Raw genomic sequence first — 12,511 nt, 5'->3', positions numbered from 1 at the left:
ATCGAATTGTGGCGGTTGCTGTCGCAAACGTTGCAGGACGATAGATCGCATTTGCAGGGGGGATGCCCGTGAACAATTGAATTAGACAGTTTGGAGGTGCATGGACAGGATAGATCGTTGCAGGAAGGGTCGCACCTTGATCCGGTATGAATCAGGAGGAAGGAAAAGAACAGAAATTTCCCGACCGCATCCGAATAGTGCTGGAGTCGGATCGGATCACCGTCTGTTATTTTGAAACTGGAGGATGTAAGAATGGCAATGGCATTGCGGAATTTGCGCAAACGCTGGAAAAAGCAGTTCATAATGCTGCTTCTGATCGCCATGGTGGCGGCAAGCTTCTCCAATCTCGTTGCGCCGCTCGAGGCAGAGGCGGCAAGTCCGGCGAATCTGGTCGCGAGCTATGATTTTAGCGGGAATTTCTCGGATAGTCTCGGCAACTCCCAATTGTCGGTAGTATCCGGCACCTATGGGGGCAAAACTTATGGCAATACGACGTCCGCATTTGGGACCGATTTATCCGTTACCGATTCCACCTACTGGCGGTGGACCTCCAACGAACAGAACGGCGGGGGGTTCACGATCGATCTGGACGATCCCAATATCAGCGACCATTACAGCATCGGGTTGAGGTTCTCTTTTGATTCAATACCGGGTGGGTATGCAAAAATAATCGACTACAAAAACAAAGCCTCGGATCACGGATTTTATTTTAATAACGGCAAACTTAATTTTTATCCCACGTCTATTGGAAATCTGACGACAGCGGCCAACCAAGTAGTGGACATTATCGCTACTAGAGATAGAACGACTAAAAAGTTTGTCGCCTATATGCTAGTAAACGGCGTTTTTGCCAAGCAAATTGAAACTGCGGACAGCAATTCCGTTCCGGAAATCGTGAATGGGAAAGTACGTTTCGGTTTCTTCCATGACGACTATGCTACTACCGGTGAGAAGACGACCGGCGGCAAAGTGTACTCAATCAAATTTTGGGACGGCCCGATTACCCAAGAGCAGGCTCAGGGAGCCATGAATACGCCCGCGCCGATCTTAAGCGCGACTGCGACGGCAGGTGCTGCTCCTGGAACGACGAAGGTAACTGCCGGCCCTCCGGGAGCAGGCCACACATTAGTCGCCCGCGTATCGAACGCTGCGATTGCCGTTCCGAATATCGGAGAAGCGGCGCCTACGGGAACGGGTGTCATTAACCCGTATACGTCCGGTGCGGACATTGGCGGTGTGGACGCGACGACGAACAAGTACGTCGGCATTTACGAGATTGATGCACTGGGCAAAGTCGTAGCTTTCAAGATGATTACGCTGACGGCAGGCGAGATCTCGCCGACAGGAGCGACAAGCGTACCCGGCGGAGTGGCAGGCGGTCTGGTCTCGTGGGTAAATGTAGAGAAGAGCGCCGATAACAAGACAGCAGTCGGTAGCCTGAAAGATTTGGCCGATCCTACCAGAACTTGGTCCGGTGCAACTATGCAGTATGATGCAGCGGCGATCAATTCTAACGCCGGGATCCAAGCTCCGGGCAACGTTTATTATAAGGCTGCTTCGTTTGGGACTACTGATCAGCAACGGGAAGTGTTCTCGGTGCAGACCAGCAAAATAAGCGATACAGCCAACAGATTCCCATGGGATTTTGGTGGCAACATTAATTTACATAATTCTGCTTACGGCGACAAGGACGGCAAGGGGAACATCGCAACGCGTTTCGGATCGGAAGTTATTCGATCTGCCGGAGTCGGCGACATCGACCTGAAAAAACCTCGCTTGCTGGATATGTTCGCATCCAACCAGGAATGGGCACTTTCGGTCGATGGAAATCAGTTGCTCCAAGCAACGTCCAACAGCGTCAACTTCGATCCGCCTTCGGCTTCTAAATATTACATCGGAGCCGGTCATTTCAGCGTCTTTCAAGGCGATATCTCCGAAATTGTCGTTTACAATCGCAAGCTCGACGACACGGAGAAACAGAAAGTAAACAGCTATTTGGCGCTCAAGTATGGCTTGACGCTGAATAACGGCGGTACGGACTACTTAGCCAGCGACTTCAACGGTACGACCGGAACCAAAATGTGGACGGCCGCGGATAACGCCGGCTACGGCAAGCGCATTACCGGGATCGGCAAAGATACCGCTAGCGGCTTGGAGCAAAAGCAATCCAAGTCCCAGGAAAACGGGGCGCTCGTGACCATTGCCGCAGGAGGCGATATCCAAGCGTCCAACGAAGCGTTTCCGGCAAATACCATTGCGAACGACCGCTCGTTCCTGACGTTCAGCGATAACGGCGGCGATGCGGCTTACAACGTACCGGTCGCCAATTCGAACCTGAAACGGATGGCGCGTACATTCAAGGTGGACAAAACGAACTGGAACGACGGCGCTATTACGCTGCAGCTCGACGGCGCGCAAGCCGACCAGCCGATCTACATCGTCGTCGACGACAATCCGGGCTTTACCGGAACGTTGAAAACGGGGCAGCTCGTTGACGGAAAAGTAACGTTCAACAGCTCCGAGCTGGCTGACGGCGCCTACTTCACGTTCGCACAGGCTACCGTCGCATCGAAAGCCCCCGGCGGCGTAAACGGAGCCACTTTGTGGCTGAAGGCCGATAAAGACGCCGCGGCGAATGGGCAAGGACAGCTGACAGGCTGGACCGATCAGACGGGCACGAACGCATTCCAGGTTAAAGGCGCGCCGGCTTACAAGGCGGAAGCCGCCAACTTCAATCCGGCCGTAGCGTTCGATAATACGGCGACGCCGAGTCAAAATCCGAACCAGTACTTGATCGGCGACAAGCCGATTACGTACCAGGACGGCTATGCCGTGTTCAAGCAAAAGGACGGGACGATCGTCGGTTCGGCAGCCCCTCGCGCGGGCGGGTACGGAGTCGCGATCTTCTCGAAGTGGGGCAAATTGTACGTGGGCAACGGAGCGACCGGCACTTATCGCGGATTTTCGTTTAACGACGCGTCCCGGTACTATTTGGCCGGCTTTGACGCAGCCGCTCCGATCCAGTCTCAAGGCCGTTTGAACGGAACGCCTCAAACGGTCGCGGGCGACAACTCGTTTAACCAAATCGACTTTACCCCGGTTATCGGAGGCACGTTCGGCGGAGGGAACCCGAACAACTGGTCTCACTATAAGGGAGAGCTTGCCGAAGTCGTTCTGTTCCCGGCAAGCCGCACCGCAGCGGAGAAACAGCGGATCGAAAGCTACCTGGCTTTGAAATACGGCTTGACGCTGAACGGCGGCAAAACGGATTACTTGGCCAGCAACGGCAGCGACAAGATGTGGACGGCGGACGCCAATAACGGCTACGGCAACCGGATTACCGGCATCGGTCGGGACGACGGCAGCGACTTGCTGCAAAAGCAGTCCAAATCGCAGGAATCCGGCGCGCTGGTAACGATCGCTTTGGGCGACGCCGTGCAGTCGTCCAATGCAGCCAATGCCAACACGATCGACGCCGATTCGTCGTTCTTCGTCTTCAGCGACAACGGCGCAGCCGCCAAGTACGAAACGAACGTGCCGGAAGCTCCGGGACATACTTTGAAGCAGCTGAACCGTACGTTCAAGGTGCAAAAGACGAATTGGCAAGACCGGAACATCACCTTGAAGCTGGATATCACGTCTGAAAATCCGGCTGTGCTGTACTATCTCATTATCGACGGAGTGAATTCGGGCATTAAGCTGGATGCGGCGGGTCAAGCTACTTTCAACAGCGACAAGCTGACGGACGGTTCCGTATTCACCTTCGCGAAAGTGTACAAAAACGACCTTCAAACGAAACTGACCGGACTGAAAGGCTTGACGGAGTCCAACTACACGCCGGAAAGCTGGGCGGCGCTGCAAAATGCGATCGCCGATGCCGAAGCCGTGTTGAACAACCCGAACTCCACGCAGGAGCAAGTTGATAGAGCCTTGGCCGCTTTGGAAGCCGCTCGGGCCAACCTGAGCAGCGTGGCCGACAAGCTGAAAGCGAAAGAGGACGAAATCCGCAACGAGATTGCGCTCGGCACATTGAAACCGGGCGATTACACGACAAACAGCTGGGCGGCGCTGACCAAGGCGCTGGACGATGCGAAAGCTTTGCTCGAACGCACGCCGCAAGCTTCGCCGGTCGAGATCGGACAAGCGTTGTCCGCACTGGAATTCGCGCGGGGCACATTGGTCGATTTGAGCAAGCTGCGTGCCAAGGAAGCGGAAATCGTCGCCGAGCAGCTGAAGCCGGAGAGCTACACGCCGGATAGCTGGCAGGCGCTGCAGCAAGCGTTGACCGAAGCGCAAGCCGTACTGGCCGATCCGGACGCGACGCAAGCCGAGGTCGATGCGGCGAAGTCCGAGCTGGAGAAGGCAAGAGCCGCTTTGGTTCCGACAGCCGATAAAACCGCGCTGCAGGCGAAAAAAGACGCCGTGGGCGGCGAAGGCTTGACGGAAACGGACTACACGCCGGAAAGTTGGGCGGCGCTGAAAAACGCGCTGGTCCGGGCCGAGACGGTGCTGAGCGATCCGAACGCTACTCAGGAGGAAGTCGATACGGCACTGGCCGTCCTTACTGCCGCACGCAACAATCTGGTGAGAGCCGGGGCGGGTCTTTCGGTGCTGGATGCGGTTTACTTGGACGGGAACCGGAATCCGGTCGCGCTCGTGCTGTCTCCGCCATTTGACGGAAAGCAGTATTTGAATTACGAGTCCGTCGTACCGAATAACGTCGATGCGATCGGCATAGCGCCGAAGACGCTCGATCCGAACGGCAAGATCCAGGTCACGCTGAACGGTCAACCGGTGAACGAGGCGGACTGGAACCAGTTGCCGCTCAAGGAAGGTCTTAACGTCATTAAAGTGGAAACGACGGGTCCGGACGGCAGCTCGAACGTGTACACGATCGAAGTGATGCGCGTTACCGGCAAGCTCGTATCGCTCACGCCATCCAGCGATACGATGAGTCCGGCCTTCGATCCGGCCAAGGACGCATACTACATGAACGTGGCGAACAGCGTATACGCGCTTCAATTTACGCCGGTCGCGCTCGACCCGCAGGCCGTCATCGAGATCAGCGTCAACGGCGGGCCTTTCGCGCACGTCGCAAGCGGAACGGCAAGCGAAGCTTTGCCGCTTCAGGTGGGCTACAACACGGTCGTCGTCAAGGTTACGGACCGCGACGGAGGCATTACGCAATATACGATTACGGTAGCGAGAAGATCGTCCTCGAGCGGTGGCTACCCGGGAGGCGGAACGGGCACAGGCACAGGAACCGGAACGGGGACCGGCACCGGCACTTCAAACCCGGCAAAAATCGAATCGAGCGTGGACGGCAAAGACTCGGACTTCGCTACGGGAACCGAAGAAAAATCCGGCGACCGGACGCTGACGCGCGTTACGATCGATCCCGATAAGCTGGCGAACGTTTTATCGCAAGGTAACGGTCGGAAGCTCGCCGTTCGCGTACCGAACGACGGGGATGTCGAGGCGAAAGGATTGACGGCCGAGCTTATCCGGCGGTTGGCCGAAACCGGCTCGAGTCTGGAAATCGGCAGCTTGCTGGCGATTTATCCGATTCCGGGCGAACAGCTGAACTTGGGCGACATTGCGAAGGAATTGAACAATGCCGCACTCGGGGACATTGCGGTCCATGTCGGGATCAAACGCGCTTCGGAAGCTTTGATCGACAAAGCCAAAGGAAAAGCGTCGGCTCAAGGCTACGAGCTGCTCGTTCCGCCGGTCGACCTGAAGCTGAGCTTCTCGAACGGAGGAAAAACGGTCGAAGCGGATCGCTTGAACGGCTATGCGCCGAAATATATCGCGCTGCCGGAAGGAATCGATCCGAACCGGATTACGACCGGTGTCGTCGTCAATCCGGACGGAACCGTATTTCATGTACCGACGGTCGTTACGAAAATCAATAACCGGTACTTCGCGCTGATCAACGATTTGCGCAGCAGCGGCACGTATTCCGTCATCTGGAATCCGCAAGACCTCGATGACGTGAGAAATCACTGGTCCAGAGCGGACGTGAACGAGATCGTTGCGAGACTCGTTCTGGAGGGAACCGGAAACAATACGTTTACTCCGGATCGGAATGTGATCCGTTCCGAGTTTGCGGCTATCGTGGCGACGGGCATGGGCTTGATGCGTCAAAATGTTGCCGGAACGACGTTCGGCGACGTAACGCGTTCTTCCTGGTATCATGACGCGGTTGCGATCGCGAGCGAGTTCGGCATCGTGAACGGCTACGAAGACGGCTTGTTCCACGGCGATCGGCAAATTACCCGCGAGCAGGGAATCGCCATGATTGCGCGGGCTTACGATTTGGTCGAACCGAAAAGCTCGAAGAGCCAATCGGAAATCGAATCGATCCTGTCCGCTTACGGCGATGCGGCGAACGTATCCGGTTGGGCGCAGGAAGCCGTAGCCCGGATGATTGCGGCCGGAATCGTCGAAGGCCGGGACGGACAGCTTTTAAAACCGCAGGATACGATGACTCGCGCGGAAGCGGCGGCGCTTATGAGAAGATTGCTGCAATCCACGAACTTGATCGACTAATGCGCGAGCACAACCACTGCCGATTCTTTCAAGTCGGCGGTGGTTGTTTCTTTTTTCGGGGAGATGGGTGAATGAGAGCGATACTGGTCGACGATGAATATTTGTCGCTTGCACAACTAAAAAAAATGCTGGAGCGTGACGTTGGCGGTATTGAAGTGATCGGCACGTATACGGATCCGGCACCCGTTCCGGCGATTGCCAAGGAAAGTCAACCGGATGTCCTGTTTCTCGATATTCACATGCCCGAAGTAGACGGGCTGGCGTTGGGCGAACAAGTTCGCGCCATTGTTCCCGACGCGGAGATCGTTTTCGTTACCGCTTACGACCGGTATGCGCTCAAAGCTTTCGAGCTTCCGGCAATGGACTATATTTTGAAACCGTTCCAATTGGATCGACTGAAAAAAACGGTGGACCGTCTGAAGCGGAGAAAGGGCCTGCAAGCGGAGTCGGGCCTGTCGTCGGCGCGGCCGTGGATTCGCTGCTTTAATCAAATCCGTTTTCAACTGCCCGGTCAGCAGCCCCAGACCGTCAAATGGCGCACGAGCAAAGCCCAGGAGCTGTTCGCGTACTTGCTGAATTGCCGGGATCAAACCGTCGGCAGTGATGCGATAATCGAGCTGTTATGGCCGGATTTTGAACCGTCGGGCGCGATGAAGCAGCTGTACACGACCGTTTATCATATTCGCCAAACGTTGAAAGTGTATAGGCTCGAGACAGTCAGCATCAGCAGCGGGGATTTGAAGGCGGGCTACAAGCTTTCCGTCGGCGAGGCGCGGATCGACACGACGGAGTGGGAAGCTATGGTGAAGCGGCTGGATGCGATCGATTCCTCTAATTACGGGGAATATGAGCGCGTACTGGACATGTACGAGGGAAGCTATTTGGGCGATTACGAATATTTATGGGCCGAAAACGAGAGGGAGCGCCTTCGCAGCCTGTGGCTGTTCCATGCCCAACGGTTGAGCCGCTTCTACATCGACCGGCGGATGCCGCTTGCCGCAGTGAAGGTGAACCAGCGCATTCAGCAGTTGTTCCCGCTGTATGAGGAGAGCTATTTTACGCTCATGAAACTGTATGCCTCGTTAGATGAAGGCGCTCTGGTAGAAGAGCAGTATTCGCTTCTGGCGTCCAAAATGGCGCAAGAACTGGATTCGACGGTCAGCGACCCTGTCAAGCGATGGTACGAGCATTGGAAGCGATCGGTATAGCTGCGGAGTGCGACTTCCGAACCGGACTTGCAACCGTAAGCGTAATATTCTCCTTTCGTTTCTCTACATGATCTGTTCGTCATGGCGGCGGCAGCAAATTTCGTACGGAACGTTACCGCAGCTTTCATTGGAACTACCGGCGCTCTTCGGCAACGATTAATTCCGGGGGCCACGGCTTACGAATCGTGAGATGCTTATTGGCGGAAAAACGACCGTTTTTCCAGGCTGACGAATCTGGACATCGCTATCGAGCCGAAAGCAGGAGGAATCGGTCCGATTTCCGGCAATAGCGTTACAGGAGTTCGTTACAAATTCAATCCTCCGCTTTCGGCTCCGATAACGATACAGGGGTTCGTCAGAAATAGGGTCCGGGTCAGGGCGGAACGTTTACGGGCCGCCCTGGCTCCCATTCCCATTCTTTCGCCGATGGTCGGGTTTGCATTCGTTTACAGCATCAAATGCGCGTCTCCGAATTCGTGCCACAAGTAACGTTCCCGAATCGCTTCGTTGTAAGCCCGCGCGAGCGCCGCCGCGCCGACGAAGGCGGACAGCATATGGAGGTGACTGGCTTCCGGTTCGTGGAAGCCGCTGATAAGGCCGTCGGCTACCCGAAGCGGGTACGACTCGTCGATATACAGCGCCGTCCGCCCCGAGCCGGCCCGGACGGCGCCATCGCCGACTGCGGCGGCTTCGAGACAGCGGACGACGGTCGTGCCGACCGCGATAATGCGTCCGCCGTCCGCTTTGGCGCGATTGATCGTCGCCGCGGCTTCGGCGGAGACGGCGTACGCTTCGGCGTTTTGCGCCGGATCGAGACGGGAGCCGTACAAGTAGGACAATCCGGTGTGCAGCTGCACGTACGCGATGCGCACGCCCCGCGCTTGCAAGCCGAACATCATTTCCCAGCTGAACGCCCGGCCGGCGGAAGGCATCTCGACCGAGCCCGGGACGGTGCCGTAAACGGTTTGATAATAGTCGAGCGTCCAGGGACGCTCCGTATATTCGTAGCGGATCGGCTCGCCGAGCGCGTAAAATTCGCCGAACAGCTCGGAGCCGCTTCGGTTGAAGCGAAGCGCGGCGAAGGGGCTGCCCGGACGGCGCTCCACCTCGGCCGCCAAAGTCGCCGAGAAGCGCAGCGACTCTCCGGCGATCGGCTTGGCCGGGGACGGGAAGGGGAGGACGCTTCCGGTCGCCGCGTCCGTTTGAAGCAGCAGCGCTTCCCAGACGCCGTCTCCGACTTGCCTGGCGAGCCGGACCTCCACCGTGTCGGCGAACGCCCCGCCTCGAAGCCGCTCCGCCTTCAGCGAAGCCGGTATCGTCCGGCTTTCGTTCAGGACGAGGCAATCGCCGGGCCGCAAATGGTCGGCCAGCCGGTGAAAGCTCGAATGCCGGAACGAGCCGTCGGAGCGGCTCTGGACGAGCAGCCTGACGCGGTCGCGCCGCAAGCCGCGCCTTTCCGGCGGCGCGCCGGCATGACGGCTGTCCGGCAGCTCGAACGCGAACGAATGCGGTTGTGTATGTGCATGTGAGCGTGCATGTGCTTCCATAGTCGTACCATCCTCTCTATGCGGTACCCGCGTCGGCGATTGACTCCGCCGCGCCGAATTGCTGCGCCTCGAACCGGCGCCCGTTGACGCCGCTTGCCTCGTCCGACGCCAAGTACAGAAATGCGCCGGCCAAATTGTCGGGATCGGCGAGCTCGTAGTCGCAATCCGGCACGGCGAGAGCATGCATCTCCGTATCCATCTCGCCCGGATCGACCATGTTGACGCGAACGCCGCTGCCTTCGACTTCGGCCGCCCACGTTTCGGTCATCCCCTCCACGGCGAACTTGGAAATGCCGTAGGCGCCCCAGCCGGGATAGCCGACGCTGCCGGCTTCCGACGTGACGTTGATGACCGAGCCGCTTCCGCGGCGAAGCATGCCGGCGATGACGCGGCGGGTGACGAGAAACGTGCCGATCGCGTTCACGCGCAGCACCTCCGCGAAATCGTCCTCGGGATAATCGAGCAGCAGCGGCATCGGACTCGGTCCGAGCGTCGAGGCGTTGTTGATCAGGACGTCGATGCGTCCGAACGCCGCCTCCGTCAGCGCCACGAACCGTTCGACGTCGCGCGCCGAGGAAATGTCCGCGACGGCCGTCAGCACGGAGGAGGCTCCCTTCGATTCGGCCTCCGCCTTGACCGCTTCCAGCCCGGCCGCTCCCCTCGCGCACAGCGCCAGCTTTGCTCCCTGCGCCGCGAACGCCAGCGCCAGCGACCTGCCCAAACCTTTCGTCGCGCCGGTAATCATGACGACCTTCGATTCGAATCCGTTCATCGTTTCACCACTCCGTCCCTTTATTAAACTTAATAAACTAAAATGTATGTTAAGTTGGTTTTATTATATGCACGTTCTCGAACGAAATCAATACTTATTTTGGAATTATTTCAATATAGACGAGTGCAGGGAGAGAGTTTGATGCGGAGGGGAAGGAGTCCCGGGCTTCGCGCGCTTCAGTGCCAATGGAAAAGCGGAGTCCCGAAGGGCTCCGCGTCCTGGCGACATGCCGATGAAACGTAGAAAAACCGGGGCGTCTTTCGTTCTCGCAGCCCGGTTTTTAAAACCGATAAGACTTTTATCGCCCGGCCAGTCCGCGGGAGCGCCCGAGCTGCCGCGGTCGCTTTCGGCGCGGCGGCCTACGATTGTCCCGCGACCGAGGAAGCTTGCTCCCCGCCGTATATCGTAATGACCCGGTTTTTGTTGTCCCAAAACGTCTTGTAGCCGAACAGATCGCTGATTTCGCGCAGGTTGATGAGCACCCGGTTGTTCAAAATATGAATGGGGGCGACGATCGTCCGCAGCCGGTCCGGGTCGTCGACGTGCCTGTACTGGATTTCGCCGCGATCGAGGTCGATGCGGATGTTCCGCGCCCCGAACGCGGTAAGCAGCTCCTCGACCGGCGTCCACGTTTTGCCGTCGACAATGACCGGCTTGTGCGCCGTGAACACGACTTCCTCATTGTTGTAATACACGCGGATGAACGGCAGCGTCCGCGCCTGGTTTTTGTTCGCCAGCAGCGTAATATGGCCGGCGTTCAGCTCGGCGATATCCTCGGGCGACATGCCCTCGATTTTGCTCGCGCCTTTGCCGGGCTGCAGCTCGACGCCGTACGCCTCCCGCATGTGCCGCTGAAAATCGCCCATGATGTCCGGGGTCACCTGCTTCAGCCCGACGCCCGTGCCTTCGAGCCGCGCCAGAAGCACCCCGATGCTTTCCGCCGCCAGCGCCCCGTTCGGCTGAATGCGCGCGCTGCCGTAGGCGACCGGGGAGGCGCCGACGAGCTTGCCGGCGACGATGACGTTGTCCGCGTCCTTCAGCAAGTAACTTCGCAGCGGCATGCCGTATTTGTCCGGGCGGCCGATGGCGAACCCTTCGCGGTTGGAGCGGGAGCCCTGAATGTCGATGAAGTAGCCGCCGACGCTGACGTTGTCCCAAAACATTTCGCCGCCGAGCAGGTCGGACGCCTGCAGCGTATATTCGGTCGGAAAATGGTCGTATTCGCGCACGTACAAATAATCGGGCTCGCCGTTCAGCTCGATGTTTTGAAATCCCGTAATGTGCTGCCGCAAATGGTCGCGAATGCGCGGCATTTCCTCGCGCGCGTAAGCCATCGCCCGCTTCACCGTCTCCGGATCGCTCGGATCGACGTCGTACACCTGCAGCGCGTTGATGATGATTTCGCCGTCGTTCTGATTCAAAATGTTCAGCCCGCGCAGGTTGACCTTGTCCGGATTTTTCGGCTCGTAGCGCGCCACGATCGGCGGGAAGCCGTAGGCGATGTTGGCGTCCACGTACGTTTCCGGTCCGTACATCGTCATCCGTTCGGCCTTGTTCATTTTCCAAAACGAGCCGTAAAACGTTTGCCAATCGACGCCCTTGAATTTCATCATGTAAGTGGCGCTCATATACTCTTTTGTCGGATTTTGGTAAAGCGCTTCCAATCCCGGAGACCGCTTGACCCCGAGCAAGTTGATCAGCGCCGCGTTATCCGTATTGTCGACGAAATAGTCCGCTTCGATCGTCTTGGTCCGGCCGCTTCCGGTCGTATAGGTGACGGATCGAATCGCGCCGTCCGCCTTTTCCGCTCCGGTCAGGGCGGCTTCGGTGACGATGCGGATGCCTTTCGTCAGCTTCTGGAAATAAGCCTGAAAGTCGCCGAGCTTGCGTATATGTCCGGCATAATAATCCTGGAACAGCTGCTTGATCGACCCCTGCAGCAGCGAATTGCCTTTGTCGTCGAACGTTTCGTCCAAATAGAGCATTTCGCCGCGGAGCAATTGGCCGCCGACTTTCTCGCTTGGTTCGAGTACGGTGACGTCAAGGCCGAGGTCGTGCGCCTTCCTCGCCATATACATCCCTTCCAGCTCCGTGCCGATAATGACCAAATCGGCCTTGCCGTCCGTCATGAACCGGTAGCCGGCGATGAGCAAGGCGCTTGTCACGACAAGCAGCGCCCCTAACCAAACCTTTTTTTTCACTGGATGCAACTCCTTGGCGACTAATGCGATCGAAGGCGTAACGTACGCCTCTATTGTACGGTAAAACGCCGCACCCGGCAACGGGGAGCGGGTCCCGCGCCAACGCGCCGCGCAGCCGCCGATTTATCGGTGAAACCCGTATCGTTTCGACAAGGCGTCGCCGTCCGCCCGTCGACATCGTTTGCCATAGCCGATCGTGCGTAAGGCGAACATACCTCGCCGAAACGAGGT

Annotated in this window: 6 protein-coding genes and 1 pseudogene; 4 read left to right on the top strand and 3 right to left on the bottom strand. The window is 57.7% G+C overall.

Going from position 1 to position 12,511, the window contains the following annotated elements; genetic code table 11:
- Positions 1-146: 146 nt before the first annotated feature.
- The 4 genes and pseudogenes from PV407_RS28145 (at position 147) to PV407_RS28135 (ending at position 7,760) form a co-directional block, all read left to right on the top strand.
- Entirely contained in the window at positions 147-404 is a 258-nt protein-coding gene (locus tag PV407_RS28145) for a hypothetical protein (RefSeq protein ID WP_332093330.1), read from the top strand.
- A pseudogene (locus PV407_RS29700) lies at positions 304-1,314 on the top strand (hypothetical protein); the annotation flags it as partial. The gene PV407_RS28145 and the pseudogene PV407_RS29700, both read left to right, overlap by 101 nt.
- Positions 1,315-1,833: 519 nt before the next feature.
- On the top strand, positions 1,834-6,552 hold the full coding sequence (locus PV407_RS28140; RefSeq protein WP_332093329.1) for an S-layer homology domain-containing protein: 4,719 nt from the start codon (positions 1,834-1,836) through the stop codon (positions 6,550-6,552).
- Between the two features lie 71 nt (positions 6,553-6,623).
- A complete protein-coding gene (locus PV407_RS28135) occupies positions 6,624-7,760 on the top strand; it encodes a response regulator (protein WP_332093328.1) in 1,137 nt (378 codons plus the stop codon).
- Positions 7,761-8,206: 446 nt separating this feature from the next.
- On the opposite strand, the gene PV407_RS28130 is transcribed toward PV407_RS28135, so the two are convergent.
- The 3 genes from PV407_RS28130 to PV407_RS28120 form a co-directional block, all read right to left on the bottom strand.
- Positions 8,207-9,307, bottom strand: coding sequence for an S-adenosylmethionine:tRNA ribosyltransferase-isomerase (locus PV407_RS28130; RefSeq protein WP_332093327.1), 1,101 nt, complete (start codon positions 9,305-9,307; stop codon positions 8,207-8,209).
- Positions 9,308-9,323: 16 nt separating this feature from the next.
- The gene (locus PV407_RS28125; protein WP_332093326.1) at positions 9,324-10,079 is read right to left on the bottom strand and encodes an SDR family NAD(P)-dependent oxidoreductase; all 756 of its coding nucleotides are present in this window, start codon (positions 10,077-10,079) and stop codon (positions 9,324-9,326) included.
- 359 nt (positions 10,080-10,438) lie between these two features.
- Entirely contained in the window at positions 10,439-12,280 is a 1,842-nt protein-coding gene (locus PV407_RS28120; RefSeq protein WP_332093325.1) for an FAD-dependent oxidoreductase, read from the bottom strand.
- Positions 12,281-12,511 lie beyond the last annotated feature (231 nt).

Source organism: Paenibacillus sp. GYB003, assembly GCF_036577625.1.
GTDB lineage: Bacteria > Bacillota > Bacilli > Paenibacillales > NBRC-103111 > Paenibacillus_AB.
The sequence above is the reverse complement of the archived record's forward strand: the minus strand, read 5'-3'. Positions and strand labels throughout refer to the sequence as shown.